A 16,089-nucleotide genomic window follows, 5' to 3' on the forward strand; every position below is an offset into this window, starting at 1 on the left:
AATATTCTTGTAACAAATCATTTATTTTAGTGTCAAATTTGCGTTATGCTTGGAATAGGATTATTTAGAGAGAATGTAAAAATCGCGTTAGGTTCCATCCGAACGCAGTTGCTTCGTACCACTTTGACCGTTATTATTATCGCGATTGGAATTACAGCTTTGGTTGGAATTCTAACTGTGGTTGCAGCTTTCGAAAACAATTTGAGCTCCACTTTTGCCTCGATGGGTTCTAATACATTCAACATTAATCAATACCAAAATACCTTGCGTGGAGGTGGCGGAAATGAAATAGAAAAAATAAATCCAATCATCACTTATCCCGAAGCCAAAGCTTTTAAAGAAAAATACAACTACCCGATGACACAGACTTCGTTGTCATTCATGGCTACTTCAAATGCTGAGGTGAAATTTGAAAATCAGAAAACAGACCCCGAAATTACAGTTCTTGGTGTTGATGAATATTATATGACAAACTCAGGTTTGGAAGTTACCCAAGGTAGAGATTTCAACAGTTTTGATATTTCAAACAATGTGTATTCCTGCATCGTAGGTTCTGATTTTGCTTCAAAAGGTTTACTCAAAGATGTCAATCCAATCAATAAAATACTTTCTATTCGTGGTGCCAAATTCAAAGTAATTGGTGTCTTAAAAGAAAAAGGTTCCACTTTTGGCAACAGAAGAGATTTGAGAGTTATGATTCCGATTCAAGTTGCACGTTCCTTATTTTCGCAACCCAACATCAATTACTCGTTGAGCACTATGGTTCAAAAAACGGAATTGCTCGATGCCGCAATTGACAATGCTGTTATTACCATGCGCAAAGTCAGAAAACTAAATCCGGTTGAAAAAGATAATTTTGGTATTTCAAGAAGCGATGATTTAGTAAACAGAATTGCCAGCATCACTGATTTCCTAGGGGTTTCAGCTTGGTTGATTGGTATAATTACCATATTGGGTTCGTCGATTGCCCTAATGAATATTATGATTGTTTCTGTAACCGAAAGAACCCGTGAAATTGGTGTTAGAAAAGCACTCGGAGCCAAAAAAAGCGCTATCGCTATTCAGTTCTTTATAGAAACAATAACCGTTGGACAAATTGGTGGAATTTTGGGGATAATTTTGGGGATTTTAGTCGGTTTCGGAATTTCATCCCTACTCGACCTGAAATTTGTGACTCCATGGGGCGCTATTTTTGCTGCCTTTGTAACCAGCTTTATTGTTGGTTTAGTTTCCGGATTATATCCTGCAATAAAAGCTTCTCAGCTTGATCCGATTGAAGCGTTGCGCTATGAGTAAGTGTTCAGTCTCAGTCTCAGTTTTCAGTATAAAACTCCGTGAATCTCTGTGACACGAGTCCGAAGGACGAACAGACGAAGTAAACAAAAAAATCATTGTTTTTCAGCAGATACGATTCTGTTATTTTGATAAATATCTTTTATCAATTTGACATTTTTAAACCCAAAATTCTCAACTAATTCAATCGTTTCTTTACCAAGATATTGATTAATTTCAAAATATAATTTCCCGTTTGAATTTAGATTTTTCATTGCCAGTTGACAAATTTTCCGATAAAAAAGCAAAGCATCTGTATCTTCAACAAACAAAGCCAAATGTGGTTCATACTCTAAAACATTAGGTTTGATTTCGGCTTTTTCCAAATTTCGAACATAAGGCGGATTAGAAACGATGATGTCAAATTGCTGTTCTAAATCGTCTGTTTCCAATATATTCTTCAGAAGAAAAATAACGTTCGTATCATTGATTTCTGCATTTTTTTTGGCTGTTGCCAAAGCTTTATCAGAAACATCAATCGCAAAAACTTCAGCATTTGGAAGATTTTTGGCTAACGAAATTGCAATACAGCCGCTACCCGTTCCAATATCAAGGATTTTAACTATTCTCTTTTCCCTATTCCCTTTTCCCTCTTCATCAATAATCAATTCAACCAACTCTTCCGTTTCGGGTCTTGGAATCAACGTATTTTCATTGACTTCAAATCGCAAACCATAAAACTCAGTTTCTCCTAAAATATATTGAATCGGTTTTTGAGTTTTCAAATCAGAAGCTATATTTTTCCATTGTTTTAAATGAATGCCATCCATTATTATTTCAGGATTTAGCGCTAAATCAATTCGTTTTAAACTGTGAATCTTATCCAAAATGATATAGAAAAAACTATCGATTTCGGGTTCGTCATAAATCGATTGCAATTCTGCTTTGAAAATATCTTTGTAGTTTTTGATCAGCATTTGGAATTTATCCCTAAACTTCGGGATTGGAATTTAAATTTTTTATCATCCAAACCGGACAAGTTGTATGACCTGTATTTCCCATTGGTGTACAAAGGTATTCAAAACCGGCTTTTTTGTATAGATGTTGTGCGGTTAGCATTTCAGGTAAGGTTTCTAAATAACATTTTTCATATCCTAAATTAGTTGCTTCCAGCAAACATTTTTGTATCATTTGAAACCCAATTCCTTTGCCTCTGGCTTCTTTGAGAAAATACATTTTTTGCAATTCACAGATGTTTTCAGTAGAATTTTCCAATTGCGAAACGCCTGCGCCTCCAACAATTCTACCTTCATTTTCAACAACAAAATAAGTTGCACGCAGTTTGTCATAAGTTTCAAACATAAAGTCCAATTGCTTGTCAGCAAAAGCAGTTCCGGTTTTCGGATAATTATCTGTGATAAAAACTTCCCGAATTACCGCTGCGATTTGTTGGTTATCTTCCTTTTTGATTTCTCTTATTACGATGCCTTTCATTCTAAAAGTAATGTCTTATTTTTGTGATGTGAAGATACATGAAATATATATAAAACGCTGCATCCAATTGGCCAAAAATGGCTTGGGAACAACCTATCCAAATCCGATGGTTGGCAGTATCATTGTATACAATAATGAAATCATTGGCGAAGGTTGGCACCGAAAATCGGGCGAAGCTCATGCCGAAGTCAATGCTATAAACTCGGTAAAAGACAAATCATTATTAGCAAAAGCTACCATTTATGTTTCGCTCGAACCCTGCAGTCATTTTGGAAAAACACCACCATGCTGTGATTTAATTATCAAACATAAAATTCCAAATGTTGTGATTGGAACTATCGATCCAAATAGCAAAGTTTCTGGAACAGGAATAAAGCGTTTACAGGAAAATGGTGTAAATGTAACAGTTGGGATTTTGGAAAAGGAATGTATCGAATTGAATAAAAGATTCTTCACTTTTCACAACAAAAAACGACCGTATATCATACTAAAATGGGCAGAAAGTCAGGACGGATTTATTGCTCCATTGACTAAAGACAAGAAAGAACCAATTTGGATTTCCAATGAATTTTCGAGACAATTGGTTCACAAATGGCGAAGCGAAGAACAAGCAATTTTAGTCGGAACCAAAACAGTCATTGATGATAATCCAAAATTGGATGTTCGCGATTGGTCTGGTGAAAATCCAACCCGAATTGTTTTAGACAAAAGTGGTAAAATTGACAAAAACTATTATGTAAAAGATGGTCAAATTAAGACTATCATAATAACCGAGCAAGAAAATTTAACATTTACTGAAAATTATATTTATGAAAATGCTATCTTTGATACTAAGCTAACCAAAACTATTGCCGATGTTTTATACAATCACGGCATTCAATCTATAGTAATTGAAGGCGGAAAACAAACGCTTCAAAGTTTTATAGACAATAATCTTTGGGATGAAGCCAGAGTTTTTATAGGTAATACTCATTTGAAAAGTGGCATTAATGCCCCAAGCTTAAATGGAAATTGCCAAGTAAAAACCATAAAAGACGACCAACTTAAACTTTTTTTCAACCATGATTAACGCTATAATTTTCGATTTTGGAGATGTTTTCATTAATCTCAATAAAGAAACATCCGTTGAAGAGTTTAAAAAGTTAGGATTGGATGGTCCGAATGAAGATTTGGTAGCACATAATGATTTATTCGAGAAAGGAAAAATTACCGAACTCGAATTCATTAATGCCTTTTCAAAGTATATTCCGAATGCTAGCATCGAAGAAATAATAAAAGCATGGAACTCTATAATTGGTGATTTCCCGCTGGAAAGGCTGGAGTTTTTACAAATGCTTTCATCCAAGTATCGTCTGTTTTTGTTAACCAATACTGATTCGATTCACATTAGTCGTTTTGAACATAAAGTCGGCATGTCTTTTTACACGGATTTTTATCGTTGTTTTGAGAAAGTATATTACTCCTATGAAATGGGAATGCGAAAACCCGAACCTGAAATTTTCAACGTTATACTGCGCAAACACGATTTATCTCCGAAGCGAACTTTGTTTGTTGATGATAAAAAAGATAATACCGACGCAGCAGCATCGCTGGGATTACACGTTTGGAATTTAAAAGTTGGTGAAGAAGATGTTGTCGATTTGTTTGACCAAAAGCACCTGCCGTTGTAAATTCAAAAAAAAAGAAATTCCAAAATCCAACTGAATATTCTGGTTGCGAAAATAATCTATTCAACTATTGGAATTTGGCATTTAAGTATTGTGAATTAAGATGACAGACACTTTTAAAACCATTGCTATTCCTTCAAAAGAAATTCTTTATAAAGAAAAAAACAGCAAGTTTTTTGGCTATGCCTTTCCAATTACTTCGGAAGACGAAATCAAATCTCATTTAGAACTTTTACGCAAACAACACTCTGGCGCCGGTCATTTTTGCTATGCTTTTCAACTCGGAACCGAAACTGTTTCTTTTCGCGCCAATGATGATGGTGAACCAAGCAATTCAGCAGGAATGCCTATCTACGGACAGATTCAGTCATTTGGTTTAACTAATGTTTTAGTAGTTGTAGTTCGATTTTTTGGCGGCGTAAAATTGGGTGTTGGAGGATTAATTTCAGCATATAAAACTGCCGCGCAAATGGCTTTAGAAGAAGCTGAAATCATTGAAAAAACTATAGATATTCATTTTCTAATTTCCTTTGATTACAAAAATATGAACAAAGTAATGCGAATCATAAAAGAGAAAAAGGTAGAAATAATTTCACAGCAAATGGATGAAAGCTGTAAAATTGAAATCAGCATCCGAAAAAAAAATGCCGAAATTATTTTCGACATTTTCACCAATTTATTTGAGATTGAGATTAAAAAAATTTAATCATTCATAACATCCAAAATGTATTGTGGCGGCGCAATAGGTTTTCCTGAATTTAAGTCCACAAAAACCAACAAAAAATATGCAGTTGTTAACAACTCACCACTTTCATTACGAATTTCGCAATCGAATTCTACCTTCACAGTCGTTTGACTTTTGAACTTGGTTATCACTGTAAGTAAATCATCATAACGTGCTGGTTTTTTGTAATTTAAAGTCATAGAAACTATTGGAAGAGCAATTCCGTTCTCTTCGAGCGATTTATATGAAATCCCTTTGTTTCTAAGCCATTCCACGCGTCCCATTTCAAAATATGGAATATAATTGCCATGATAAACCACACTCATTTGGTCGGTTTCAGAGTAACGTACTCTAACTTGAATTTGATGTTCTTTCATCTGATATTTTTGCATTTAATCTATATTTGATTTTTTCTTTACAACAATATTTTTAAAAAATCAATGCGATTTTAATTTTTTTTAACAAATTTTATTCACATATTTGTTACCCCGAAAAACATGAAAAAATTCTATGTTTTTTTATGTTAAAAACTAAATAACTAATTACATTAATTCAAACTAAATATGAGCAAAACTGCGCAATCGGTGTGGGAAAACTGTCTGCTATTTATAAAAGACAATATTCAAGAGCAAGCTTTCAAAACTTGGTTTGAACCGATTAAGTCAGTTGAACTAACTGATAACGCACTTTACATTCAGGTTCCAAGTAAATTCTTTTACGAATGGCTTGAAGAACACTATGTAAAATTACTGAAAGTAGCGTTAACTAAAGAGCTTGGAAAAAACGCAAAGTTACTCTATAAAATTAAAATGGAGAACACTTACGGAAATAAACAACCATTTACTGAACAATTGCCAAGTGCTCACCGCAGTCCAATAAAATCGCAAGATGTTGACGCACCGTTTAAAAACCTAAATCCTGAATTAAAAAATCCGTTTGTAATTCCGGGAATTAGAAACTTAAAAATTGAGTCGCAACTTAATCCAAATTACAGTTTTGACAATTTCCTTGAAGGTGATTCTAACCGTTTAGCGCGATCGGCCGGTATGGCTGTTGCCAATAAACCAGGCGGAACATCATTCAATCCGTTATTAATTTTTGGTGGAGTTGGTTTAGGAAAAACCCATTTAGCGCACGCTATTGGTGTTGAAATAAAAGATAAGTATCCAGAGAAAACCGTTTTATATATTTCGGCTGAAGTTTTCACACAACAATATATTGATTCAGTTAAGAAAAATAACAGAAACGATTTTATTCATTTCTATCAATTGATTGATGTGTTGATTATCGATGATGTTCAATTCCTATCCGGAAAAACAGGAACACAAGATGTTTTCTTCCATATTTTCAACTATTTACACCAAAACGGAAAACAAGTAATTCTTACTTCTGACAAAGCACCTGTTGACATGCAGGACATCGAACAACGTTTGTTGTCTCGTTTCAAATGGGGCTTGTCTGCCGAATTGCACCAACCGGATTACGAAACCAGAATTTCTATCTTAAAAAATATTTTATATCGTGACGGCGTTGAAATGCCTGATGAAATTATAGAATATGTGGCTAGAAATATCAAGTCAAACGTTAGAGAATTAGAGGGTGCTATTATTTCGTTAATCGCTCAAGCTTCTTTTAACAAAAAAGAAGTGACTTTAGATTTGGCAAAAAATGTAGTTGAGAAGTTTGTCAAAAATGTAAAAAGAGAAATCTCAATTGAATACATTCAAAAAGTGGTTTCAGATTATTTTCAATTAGATTTAGACACTTTACAATCTAAAACCAGAAAGCGCCATGTTGTTCAGGCTCGACAATTAGCCATGTTTTTTGCAAAGAAATTTACGAAGTCTTCTTTGGCAAATATTGGCTCGCAAATTGGAGACAGAGACCATGCCACCGTTCTTCACGCATGCAAAACAGTTGACAACTTAGTTTCGACTGATAAACAGTTCAAAAAATTTGTAGAAGATATTCATAAAAAATTATCGCTATAATTCCTTTTTGAGTAAGTTTGCGCTTTAGAATTATACACTATGCCCGTTAAAATTTTAATGGTTTGTTTAGGAAACATTTGCCGATCACCATTGGCAGAAGGGCTTCTTGCGGCTAAACTTCCTCCAAATAAATTTATAGTTGACTCTGCCGGAACAGGAAATTACCATATTGGTAAACAACCAGACCAACGTTCAATTATGACGGCTCAAAAAAATGGCATAGATATTACCAATCAAAAAGCAAGACAGTTTACACCGAAAGATTTCGAAGAATTTGATTATATCTATGTTATGGATAATTCGAATTATGACGATGTAATTGAATTGGCCAAAAAGGAAGAGCACAAACAGAAAGTGCAACTAATTCTGAATGATTTGTTTCCCGGTGATAATGTAGATGTTCCAGATCCTTATTACGGATTACAAAATGGTTTTGATATGGTTTATGAAATGCTTGATGAAACCTGCACTATTTTAGCTAAAAAACTAATAGAGAAGCATCCATGAAGCCAGTTACGCTAAAAGGCAAACTCTACTTAATCCCAACTACATTGGGAGAAATGAATCCACATGATGTTTTACCCCAAACCGTAAAAAGAGCCATAGATTTTATCGACGATTACATTGTTGAAAACGAAAAAACAGCTCGAAAATTCATCAAATCTATTCATCCTGAAAAAGTTCAAAACAGTTTACGGATTTCTTCTCTCAACAAACGAACGGATGTTTCCGAATACAAACCAATGATTGCACCTTGTCTTAATGGCTTAAACGTAGGTTTGATGAGCGAAGCCGGTTGTCCCGGAGTTGCTGATCCCGGCGCCGTTATTGTAAAAATCGCTCACGAAAATGGAATACAGGTCGTCCCTTTAGTTGGTCCTTCTTCTATCCTACTAGCAATGATGGGTTCGGGAATGAACGGTCAGAGTTTTGCATTCAACGGTTATCTTCCTATTGATAAAGGAGATAAAAAAACAGCTTTGAAGAACTTTGAAAATCTGTCGAGTACAAAAAATCAATCCCAGATTTTTATTGAAACTCCGTATAGAAACAATAAATTGTTAGAAGATTTACTGCAAATATTACAGCCCAACACACATCTTTGCATCGCAACTGATATTACTTTGCCAACCGAATTCATCAAAACGCATCGTGTGGCTGACTGGAAAAAAATAAAGGTTGACCTGCATAACAGACCAACCATTTTTATTATTCACAAAATGTAATTATTTTACTTTCGCGTTTTTGATAGCCAGAATCCCGGAGGTTTCAAACCCTCCAAAATCTTTCATATACGTTTTAACCGAAGTTCCGTAACCGTCTTTGCATTTTTTCTCACCATTAGAATTCAAAAATCGTTTTACCGAACCTGAACCACCTAAATGCGCCGCAGCTAAAATACCTGACTCTGTTATTTTAACACCGTCAACTATTTTACCTTCATAATAAGCTATATAATCCTTCAAATCATATTTATTCTTAGAAAGTAATGCTACGAAAGCTTTTTCTTGAAGTCTTGGATTATTCATAAAAGCAACGCTGTCTTCAATACCAATAGATTTTAAAGTCTCTATTCCGAATTGGTATTTCCCCATATAGCCCAAAGTATTTACTTTACCATATTTACCTTGTGACTCTTTATGAGCAACTGCTTCCTTAAAGCCAATAAAATACCTGCCCGTAAATGGGACTTTTAATTTAAAATAATCTATGCTGTTTTGAGAAGGAAAAACATACGACTGTTCTTCATTTTCATCAGCAAATAAGTAACTGCTGATTTGGGAATTGTAAGGTTTAAAACCTGAGCTTATGAAAGCTACTGTTAGTAGGATTGTTGTGTAAAAAATTCCTTTTTTTATCATCAAATGTTATTTCTCAAGCGCTGTCACCGACATTGATATTTACGGGTGCAAATATACAACTTATTTTATAAAATTGAATATCAAGTAGTTAAACTGCATTAAAAGTAGATAAAGTGCAGTTTTGTTCCGCCTGAACCCTTGATTTCAAACGTTGGAGCCGGAATCTTGATTGAATTAAAAATTGTTAAAATTGTCTTAACAAAATGTGATTTGGTTTCAATTTTTGTCAAATCAACGTCAAGCGAGAGGTAAAATTGACGGTATCTTTTACTTTCCGGAAGAAAAACGGTGTTGACTAATTCTTCATTTCCTGTAATCATTCCTTCCGCGCCATAACCCACAGCAACATTCAGCCATTTTGGAATTTTAGAAGATTTTGCAAATGAATAAATATTGGCTGACAACCAATACGTTTGTCCATTATAATCTTTCAGAATTTGCTCTTGAACTGAGCTCCCTAAAACATTTGGTCTCGCAGAAGCGTAGGGCGTTGTATGAAAAGAAAATTTAGGAACAATTCGCTGTTCTTTCCAAAGTAATTCTTGAGAAACAAATAAGGCTGTTCCGGAAATATTAGCAGCAACATCTCCAAGAGAAGCTCCCCAATTTGCCGAATAACCATCGAAAACCTCAACGGTTGTCAAAAAAGCTAAACCTAAAGTCGAGCCATAAATCAGTTGACTTTTTTGATTTGCTCCTGACCATTTTAAAGCATTCGCTCCAAAACTTCCTAAATGATAGGCTGAAAAAACGTGCCCGGCTTTATCCATTTGAAGCCATTCGGCATTGTCATTTGTAAAATGTAAATTAGAACGAGGATAATCGGCATACCAAATTTGATTCAAGCCAATCAAAGCTGCTGAACCAATAGCTGCTTCTGAAATTACAAGTGTTTTGAGTCGCTTTTTATTTAAAGTATCCGAAGGTTTTAGAAAATTTTCAATGGAATTTTGAGCAACTGTAATTTGGCAACACCAAAAAAACAAAAGTGTGACTATGCTTTTGGCTGCTTTCAAAATTATCTGTTTGTGCCTTGTTTGTTGAGCCAATCTGCGTATTTCTTAGCATTCACCTGGTGTTCCTCATAAGTGGAAGCAAAAACATGATAGCCAAATTTTTCAACGCTTGCGCAGAAATAAATATAATCGTGTTTCTCCGCATTCAGAACCGCATCAATCGCATCAACATCAGGCATTGCAATTGGTCCGGGTGGCAAACCTATATTCTTATACGTATTGTATGGTGAATTGATAAACAAATCGTTATATAAAACGCGTTTGATGACTTGTTTAAAATCATTGTCACGCAATTTCAAAGCATAAATCACCGTTGGGTCAGCCTGCAAAGGCATTCCTTGATTCAATCTGTTGAGATAAACGCCGGCAATTGTTGGTCTTTCGCTTTTCTTCACTGATTCTTTATGGACAATTGAAGCTACTGTAATTACCTGAACCGGAGTTAAATTCAAAGCCGTAGCTTTTGCAATTCGCTCTTTTGTCCAAAAGCGATTGTATTCGTCAAGCATTTTGTTTCTGAATTTTTCTGCGGTAATATTCCAATAAACTTCATAAGTATTTGGCAAAAACATTGAAAAAACATTGTCTTTGGTAAAACCGTTTTTTTGTAAAAAAGTTGTGTCACGAAAAGTTGCTAGGAGTTTTGTAGTATCAGGTTCTATTTGAGAACTTAGGCGTTCACATAGATTTTCCAATCTTTCCTGATTGTTAAAAGCCAATTTCACGGGAATATTTCTTCGCATAGCGGCTACCAATTGAAAAGCACTCATACCTTTCTTTAGCAAAAATCGTCCGGCTTTTACATTTTCAGGATACGAACGACGTTTGGCGATAAACTCAAAGCTATTCATGTTTTTTACGAATGGCGAAAGTATCTTTTCAACATCCTGATAGGTTGAACCTGTTGGAACTTCAACATATATTTCTTCTTTGTCAAAATTTGTATCTGAAGTGAAAAACTTGATGTAAATAACCGCTACAAAAACAAGGAAAACGATTCCTGAAATCTTGATAATTTTATTTCTATTCAAAACAATTTATTTTTTAATTAACTGAAAAACCGCTTCATCGTGAAAAGCATTATTGGTAAAATTCCAATCCTTCTTAACACCTATTTTTTGAAATCCAAATGTAGTAAAAAGCGATTCACTGACTTTATTTTCTATTCCGATATTTGCGTATAATTGATGTAATTGCAACTGTTGAAAAGCATAATTAATGACTAAACCCAAAGCTTCTTTTCCGAAACCATTATTTCTATCGATTTCATTTTGGATGATTATTCCAATTCCGGCTCGTTTATTTTTGGCGTCAAAATCGAATAAGTCAATCAATCCAACAGCTTCAGAATTTCCTTTTTTGCAGATAGCCAATCGCAATTGCTTGGCTTCATAAATGTCCTGATGTGCATTTTCGAGATATTGCCTAATCAGGAATTTGCTATATGGAGTAATCGTATTGCTGACTTCCCAAATGCTTTCATCATTTTCTATAGCATAAACAAACTCTAAATCTTCGGGTTCTAGCGCGCGTAAATAGATATTTTGTCCTTGTAGTGTTACCATTCTATTTCGCCTTCAAAAACAAAAGTTGCCGGTCCTTTTAGGAAAACATTTGTATAGACATTTCCTTCTTTCACAAAAGAAACTTCGAGTTTTCCGCCTTCGACATCTAATTTTATGTGATTGGAATTTGTCTTTCCGATAGCATTCATTGCTATTGCCGCAGCAGTTGCTCCGGTTCCGCAAGAATACGTTTCATCTTCAACGCCGCGTTCGTATGTTCTCAAACGGAAATGATTGTCATCTATTTGCTTTACAAAATTCACGTTGCTTCCTTCTTTTCCGTATAAATCAGAATAACGGATTGCTGCTCCAATGCTCTTTACATCATAATTATCCAAATCATTAACCAGCATCACGTGATGTGGCGAACCTGTATTTAGAAAAACATAATCGCTTTCAATTTTTACTTCATGAACATCTTTCATCCCCAAAGAAATGATTCCATTTTCAAAAACATAGGCATGATGCAAACCATCTGTTGCCAGAAAAGTAGTTTGGTCATTAATGATATTCAAATTTTTGGCGAAAGCTACAATACATCTGCCGCCATTGCCACACATCGAACTTTGATTGCCATCAGAATTGTAATAAACCATACGGAAATCGGTTTCAATATCGTTCTCTAACAGTATCAGTCCGTCAGCTCCAATTCCGAAGCGTCGGTCGCACAATTTTTCGATGCGTTTGACATCAGTTTTCGGAAAGTTTTCCTGACGATTATCAATAAAGATAAAGTCATTTCCTGTTCCTTCGTATTTGTAAAAAGTGAATTGCATAGCGTGGTTTACTCCCACAAATATAGCAAATATTAAGATTAACTTAAAAATTGTTAAACGAGCGTTAAACCGATTATTGAAAAAAAATAAATTTTTAATTTTACTTTCAAATAATTTAAAAAGTTAATGATTATGAAACGATTATCAAGCTTATTTTTGATTTCTTTATTGAGTGGTGCAACCACACTTGGTGCTTACAAATTATTTGTTGAAGAAAAGAACAGTCGCGATTCGATTGTAACAACAGCGTCAAACAATTATGGCAGAACTGTTGGATTATCAGCCGAAGCAATTGATTTTACTGCAGCTGCAGAAAATACTGTTCACACTGTTGTTCACGTTAAAAATGTTTCTGTAAGAACTGTTTATAATCCAATGCTTCAATGGTTTTACGGAACCAATGGCGGTCAGCAACAAGAACAAGTAGGAACAGGTTCGGGCGTTATCATTTCGGAAGATGGTTATATCGTAACCAATAACCATGTAATCAAAGATGCTACTGAACTTGAAGTTACCCTTAACAACAACAAATCATACAAAGCAAAACTTATCGGAACAGATTCAAAAATGGATATTGCTTTGTTAAAAATCAATGCCGATGAAAAATTACCTTATTCTACGTTTGCCGATTCTGATCAGGTAAAAGTTGGCGAATGGGTTTTGGCTGTTGGAAATCCATATAATCTTAATTCTACTGTTACCGCAGGAATTGTTTCGGCAAAAGCAAGAAATTTAGAAAATAACGGCATTCAATCATTCATTCAAACCGATGCAGCTGTTAACCCTGGAAATTCTGGTGGCGCTTTGGTTAACACTCGTGGTGAATTGATTGGTATTAACACGATGATTTCTTCTCCGACAGGAAGTTATGCCGGTTATTCATTCGCCGTTCCATCAAATATTACCCGTAAAATTATTGAAGACATAATGGAATTCGGAAATGTACAACGTGGTATTCTTGGCGTTGAAGGTGGTGAATTAAACAGTAAAGCTTCAAAAGAATTAGGTATAGATGACACCGAAGGTTTCTATATTAATAAAGTAACTAAAAACTCAGGTGCCGAAAAAGCAGGTTTGAAAAGAGGCGACATCATCAAAAAATTAGACAGCCAAAAAATTAACACCTTCTCTGAACTTTCAGGATACATTAGCACTAAACGACCAAACGATAAAGTGCAGGTAACTTTCCTTAGAGACGGAGAAACTAAAACAGCATTGGTTACTTTAATCAAAAATGATGTTTTCACTACTGAATTTAAAGGATTGGAATTAGAGAATATCGATGCTTCGGATAAGAAAAAGTTCAAAATTGGCTATGGTGTACGCATCAAAGAAATCAACAACGACAATTTGAGACCATATTATGATCAATTAAAAGGAGGCATTATTCTTTCGGTTGATAATGTGAAAGCTACTGATGTGGAAACTATTTCAAGCTTTTTAAATAAAAAAGACGAAAATCAAAACATCAGCATTCAAATGCTTAACAAAATTGGGCAAATCATCCAAGTGATTTTATAAGATTAAAAGGTTAATATTGATTAAAACCAGTTCATTATTTTGGACTGGTTTTTTTGTTTAAAAAAAAGTAGCGAAATCGTTTTCGTGGAAGACTTCTATTTTATACTTTTGCGCAAAATTAAATCAGGATTCTGAAATGAATTCAGAATAAACACACAACTAAACACTTATTTATTTTTATGGACAGTAACAAGTTATACGAGAAGGAATTATCTTTTCAGGCTGACAGACGTAAAGCAGGCGTTGAATTAATTAAAATTATCAGCGATTTGTGGTATGACAAATCAATCGAGTTGGTTCTTTTCAGAAATCAATTAATTGACAGAAACGTAAGCGACATTATCAACTTTCACGAATATGCCGGAGAGTTTGTTCAAAAACCAATCAACATTTTTGATTCTGTAGAAATTGCCCGTTCAATTCAAAATCTAGATTTACCGCCATCCCGAATTGATATTGGAAAATTGACTTACGAGTACCATCTTGAAGATAATAAGTATCATGACAGTCGCGCTTTTGTTATTGACAAATTAAAAAATGCTAAAGATTTTAAAAACTTAAAACCAAAAGATGTTGTCTTGTATGGTTTTGGTAGAATTGGCCGATTGTTAGCTCGTGAAATGATGAGCAAAATGGGCAAAGGACAGCAACTTCGTCTTCGTGCTATTGTAACCCGTGACCGAAATGATGCTTCCTCTTTAGAAAAAAGAGCTTCGTTATTACGTTATGATTCTGTTCACGGAGATTTCCAAGGTTCGGTTGAAGCCGATGCTGAAAACAATGCCTTAATCATTAACGGAACTACTGTTCATGTTATCACTGCTTCCGGTCCTGAAGAAATTGATTATACAAAATACGGAATCGAAGATGCGTTGTTGATTGATAACACCGGAGCTTTTACAACCGAAGAACAATTGAAACGTCATTTAACTTCAAAAGGAGTTAGCAAAGTATTACTGACAGCGCCAGGAAAAGGAGTTCCTAATATTGTTTACGGAGTAAATCACAACGATCATAATCCGGATAAAGTTGCTATTTTTTCTGCGGCTTCTTGTACAACCAATGCTATTACTCCGGTTTTAAAAGTGGTTGAAGATTCACTTGGTGTGGTAAAAGGTCATATTGAAACAATTCATGCCTATACCAATGACCAAAACTTGGTTGACAACATGCACAAAAAATACCGTCGTGGTCGTGCGGCAGCCTTAAATATGGTAATTACCGAAACCGGTGCGGGAACTGCTGTTGCCAAAGCACTTCCAAGTTTAGCCGGAAAATTAACTTCGAATGCTATTCGTGTTCCTGTGCCAAATGGTTCTTTAGTTGTCATGAATTTAGAAGTTGGTAAAGTGACTTCAATTGAAGAAGTAAATAAAATCATGAAAGAATATGCTTTAGAAGGTGAGCTGGTAGAACAAATCAGGTATTCTTTGAACAACGAACTGGTTTCTTCAGATATTGTTGGCACAGCACAACCTTCGATTTATGATAGTAACGCTACTATCGTTTCGGGTGATGGAAAAAATATCGTGCTTTATGTTTGGTATGATAATGAATATGGATACAGCCATCAGGTGATTCGTTTGGCAAAATATATAGCAAAAGTAAGACGCTATACTTATTATTAATAGTTATTAATTCAGTAGGGTAAAGTCCGTTTGGTTTGTTTTAAACTAAACGGATTTTTTTTTGTTTTGAACATTATTTGTTAATAAATGTATTTTGTATCAAATTAATTATTATTTTTCGCCCCTAATTTACCCCCAAATAAATTATAACTTATGAAGAAAGTGTTTTTTAGTCTACTGATTATGAGTTGTTTTGCCTTTAGTGAAGGTGATCCAAAAGTAGAAACTTATAGTTATGGCCACAACGGAATGGAGTTTGTGGCGCGTTCCGCAGAAGGAATGATTATCGTAAGCACCTACAATTCCAAAATGACAATTCGTCAAGACATTGCTTATAAAATTTACCAATTATATGCTAATGATAGACTGACAAGTGGACCAAAAACGACCATTTGTGGAGATGAAGCTGATGTGACTGGAAAGTGTGTAATCAGAAAAAAAGACAACCTTGTTTCCTTAGACTTTTATTACGAGTTGGTAGAATGGAAATCAGGATTAAAAGAAATTTATAAAAAGAAAAAGTAGATAAAAAAAATGCTCAACAAATGTTGAGCATTTTTTTATAAATCTATC

The 16,089-nt window shown here is 34.6% G+C and carries 18 protein-coding genes; 10 read left to right on the top strand and 8 right to left on the bottom strand.

Annotation, left to right across the window (positions count from 1 at the left end; genetic code table 11):
- The first annotated feature begins 45 nt into the window (after positions 1–45).
- Entirely contained in the window at positions 46–1,296 is a 1,251-nt protein-coding gene (locus L1S35_RS00685) for an ABC transporter permease (RefSeq protein WP_236395780.1), read from the top strand.
- Positions 1,297–1,388: 92 nt separating this feature from the next.
- Here the strand turns inward: L1S35_RS00685 and prmC are convergent, their stop codons facing one another.
- Complete coding sequence (prmC, locus tag L1S35_RS00690) at positions 1,389–2,249, bottom strand: peptide chain release factor N(5)-glutamine methyltransferase (RefSeq protein WP_236395781.1); 861 nt, start codon at positions 2,247–2,249, stop codon at positions 1,389–1,391.
- 13 nt (positions 2,250–2,262) lie between these two features.
- Complete coding sequence (locus L1S35_RS00695; protein WP_236395782.1) at positions 2,263–2,766, bottom strand: GNAT family N-acetyltransferase; 504 nt, start codon at positions 2,764–2,766, stop codon at positions 2,263–2,265.
- 28 nt (positions 2,767–2,794) lie between these two features.
- Between L1S35_RS00695 and ribD the strand changes: the two genes are divergently transcribed.
- The 3 genes from ribD (at position 2,795) to L1S35_RS00710 (ending at position 5,139) form a co-directional block, all read left to right on the top strand.
- Positions 2,795–3,835, top strand: a complete 1,041-nt coding sequence (gene ribD, locus L1S35_RS00700; RefSeq protein ID WP_236396471.1) for a bifunctional diaminohydroxyphosphoribosylaminopyrimidine deaminase/5-amino-6-(5-phosphoribosylamino)uracil reductase RibD — start codon at positions 2,795–2,797, stop codon at positions 3,833–3,835.
- Positions 3,828–4,436, top strand: coding sequence for an HAD family hydrolase (locus L1S35_RS00705; RefSeq protein WP_236395784.1), 609 nt, complete (start codon positions 3,828–3,830; stop codon positions 4,434–4,436). Before ribD ends, L1S35_RS00705 begins: the two co-directional genes overlap by 8 nt.
- Positions 4,437–4,536: 100 nt before the next feature.
- Complete coding sequence (locus tag L1S35_RS00710) at positions 4,537–5,139, top strand: IMPACT family protein (RefSeq protein ID WP_255700813.1); 603 nt, start codon at positions 4,537–4,539, stop codon at positions 5,137–5,139.
- Here the strand turns inward: L1S35_RS00710 and L1S35_RS00715 are convergent.
- Positions 5,136–5,534 carry an acyl-CoA thioesterase gene (locus L1S35_RS00715; RefSeq protein ID WP_236396475.1) on the bottom strand — a complete coding sequence of 133 codons (399 nt, stop codon included), beginning with the start codon at positions 5,532–5,534 and terminating at the stop codon, positions 5,136–5,138. The two genes, L1S35_RS00710 and L1S35_RS00715, sit on opposite strands and share 4 nt — an antisense overlap.
- Positions 5,535–5,720: 186 nt before the next feature.
- Here L1S35_RS00715 and dnaA point away from each other — a divergent pair, with 186 nt between their 5' ends.
- From dnaA to L1S35_RS00730, 3 genes are read left to right on the top strand one after another with little or no spacing between them, the layout of a single operon-like run.
- Positions 5,721–7,148, top strand: coding sequence for a chromosomal replication initiator protein DnaA (dnaA, locus tag L1S35_RS00720; RefSeq protein ID WP_236395786.1), 1,428 nt, complete (start codon positions 5,721–5,723; stop codon positions 7,146–7,148).
- Between the two features lie 39 nt (positions 7,149–7,187).
- On the top strand, positions 7,188–7,655 hold the full coding sequence (locus L1S35_RS00725; protein ID WP_236395788.1) for a low molecular weight protein-tyrosine-phosphatase: 468 nt from the start codon (positions 7,188–7,190) through the stop codon (positions 7,653–7,655).
- Positions 7,652–8,374, top strand: a complete 723-nt coding sequence (locus L1S35_RS00730) for an SAM-dependent methyltransferase (protein ID WP_236395790.1) — start codon at positions 7,652–7,654, stop codon at positions 8,372–8,374. The genes L1S35_RS00725 and L1S35_RS00730 overlap by 4 nt, the downstream gene beginning before the upstream one ends.
- Here the strand turns inward: L1S35_RS00730 and L1S35_RS00735 are convergent, their stop codons facing one another.
- From L1S35_RS00735 to dapF, 5 genes are all read right to left on the bottom strand, one after another.
- Complete coding sequence (locus L1S35_RS00735; protein WP_236395793.1) at positions 8,375–9,010, bottom strand: peptidoglycan-binding protein LysM; 636 nt, start codon at positions 9,008–9,010, stop codon at positions 8,375–8,377. It lies immediately after the preceding gene.
- A gap of 98 nt (positions 9,011–9,108) precedes the next feature.
- Positions 9,109–10,026: a DUF2279 domain-containing protein gene (locus L1S35_RS00740; protein WP_236395795.1), complete on the bottom strand. Its 918-nt coding sequence runs from the start codon at positions 10,024–10,026 to the stop codon at positions 9,109–9,111.
- Positions 10,027–10,028: 2 nt separating this feature from the next.
- On the bottom strand, positions 10,029–11,057 hold the full coding sequence (gene mltG, locus L1S35_RS00745; RefSeq protein WP_236395797.1) for an endolytic transglycosylase MltG: 1,029 nt from the start codon (positions 11,055–11,057) through the stop codon (positions 10,029–10,031).
- 6 nt (positions 11,058–11,063) lie between these two features.
- The gene (locus L1S35_RS00750) at positions 11,064–11,591 is read right to left on the bottom strand and encodes a GNAT family N-acetyltransferase (protein WP_236395799.1); all 528 of its coding nucleotides are present in this window, start codon (positions 11,589–11,591) and stop codon (positions 11,064–11,066) included.
- Positions 11,585–12,367, bottom strand: coding sequence for a diaminopimelate epimerase (gene dapF / locus L1S35_RS00755; RefSeq protein ID WP_236395801.1), 783 nt, complete (start codon positions 12,365–12,367; stop codon positions 11,585–11,587). The genes L1S35_RS00750 and dapF overlap by 7 nt, the downstream gene beginning before the upstream one ends.
- Positions 12,368–12,499: 132 nt before the next feature.
- Between dapF and L1S35_RS00760 the strand changes: the two genes are divergently transcribed.
- The 3 genes from L1S35_RS00760 (at position 12,500) to L1S35_RS00770 (ending at position 16,041) form a co-directional block, all read left to right on the top strand.
- Entirely contained in the window at positions 12,500–13,888 is a 1,389-nt protein-coding gene (locus L1S35_RS00760) for a trypsin-like peptidase domain-containing protein (protein WP_236395803.1), read from the top strand.
- Positions 13,889–14,067: 179 nt separating this feature from the next.
- Positions 14,068–15,516 carry a glyceraldehyde-3-phosphate dehydrogenase gene (locus L1S35_RS00765; RefSeq protein WP_236395805.1) on the top strand — a complete coding sequence of 483 codons (1,449 nt, stop codon included), beginning with the start codon at positions 14,068–14,070 and terminating at the stop codon, positions 15,514–15,516.
- A 153-nt stretch (positions 15,517–15,669) separates the two neighbouring features.
- Entirely contained in the window at positions 15,670–16,041 is a 372-nt protein-coding gene (locus L1S35_RS00770; protein WP_236395807.1) for a hypothetical protein, read from the top strand.
- Positions 16,042–16,089 lie beyond the last annotated feature (48 nt).

Origin of the sequence: Flavobacterium anseongense (genome assembly GCF_021608185.1) — a bacterium.
GTDB classification, from domain to species: Bacteria; Bacteroidota; Bacteroidia; order Flavobacteriales; family Flavobacteriaceae; genus Flavobacterium; species Flavobacterium anseongense.

What these genes read in the sequence shown, in the direction of transcription:
- L1S35_RS00770 (WP_236395807.1), top strand. Translation starts at nt 15,670, where the DNA reads ATGAAGAAAGTGTTTTTTAGTCTACTGATTATGAGTTGTTTTGCCTTT.
- L1S35_RS00715 (WP_236396475.1), bottom strand. Translation starts at nt 5,534, where the DNA reads ATGAAAGAACATCAAATTCAAGTTAGAGTACGTTACTCTGAAACCGAC.
- L1S35_RS00685 (WP_236395780.1), top strand. Translation starts at nt 46, where the DNA reads ATGCTTGGAATAGGATTATTTAGAGAGAATGTAAAAATCGCGTTAGGT.
- L1S35_RS00710 (WP_255700813.1), top strand. Translation starts at nt 4,537, where the DNA reads ATGACAGACACTTTTAAAACCATTGCTATTCCTTCAAAAGAAATTCTT.
- L1S35_RS00765 (WP_236395805.1), top strand. Translation starts at nt 14,068, where the DNA reads ATGGACAGTAACAAGTTATACGAGAAGGAATTATCTTTTCAGGCTGAC.
- L1S35_RS00760 (WP_236395803.1), top strand. Translation starts at nt 12,500, where the DNA reads ATGAAACGATTATCAAGCTTATTTTTGATTTCTTTATTGAGTGGTGCA.
- prmC (WP_236395781.1), bottom strand. Translation starts at nt 2,249, where the DNA reads ATGCTGATCAAAAACTACAAAGATATTTTCAAAGCAGAATTGCAATCG.
- L1S35_RS00725 (WP_236395788.1), top strand. Translation starts at nt 7,188, where the DNA reads ATGCCCGTTAAAATTTTAATGGTTTGTTTAGGAAACATTTGCCGATCA.
- L1S35_RS00750 (WP_236395799.1), bottom strand. Translation starts at nt 11,591, where the DNA reads ATGGTAACACTACAAGGACAAAATATCTATTTACGCGCGCTAGAACCC.
- L1S35_RS00730 (WP_236395790.1), top strand. Translation starts at nt 7,652, where the DNA reads ATGAAGCCAGTTACGCTAAAAGGCAAACTCTACTTAATCCCAACTACA.
- dnaA (WP_236395786.1), top strand. Translation starts at nt 5,721, where the DNA reads ATGAGCAAAACTGCGCAATCGGTGTGGGAAAACTGTCTGCTATTTATA.
- L1S35_RS00695 (WP_236395782.1), bottom strand. Translation starts at nt 2,766, where the DNA reads ATGAAAGGCATCGTAATAAGAGAAATCAAAAAGGAAGATAACCAACAA.
- L1S35_RS00705 (WP_236395784.1), top strand. Translation starts at nt 3,828, where the DNA reads ATGATTAACGCTATAATTTTCGATTTTGGAGATGTTTTCATTAATCTC.
- L1S35_RS00735 (WP_236395793.1), bottom strand. Translation starts at nt 9,010, where the DNA reads ATGATAAAAAAAGGAATTTTTTACACAACAATCCTACTAACAGTAGCT.
- dapF (WP_236395801.1), bottom strand. Translation starts at nt 12,367, where the DNA reads ATGCAATTCACTTTTTACAAATACGAAGGAACAGGAAATGACTTTATC.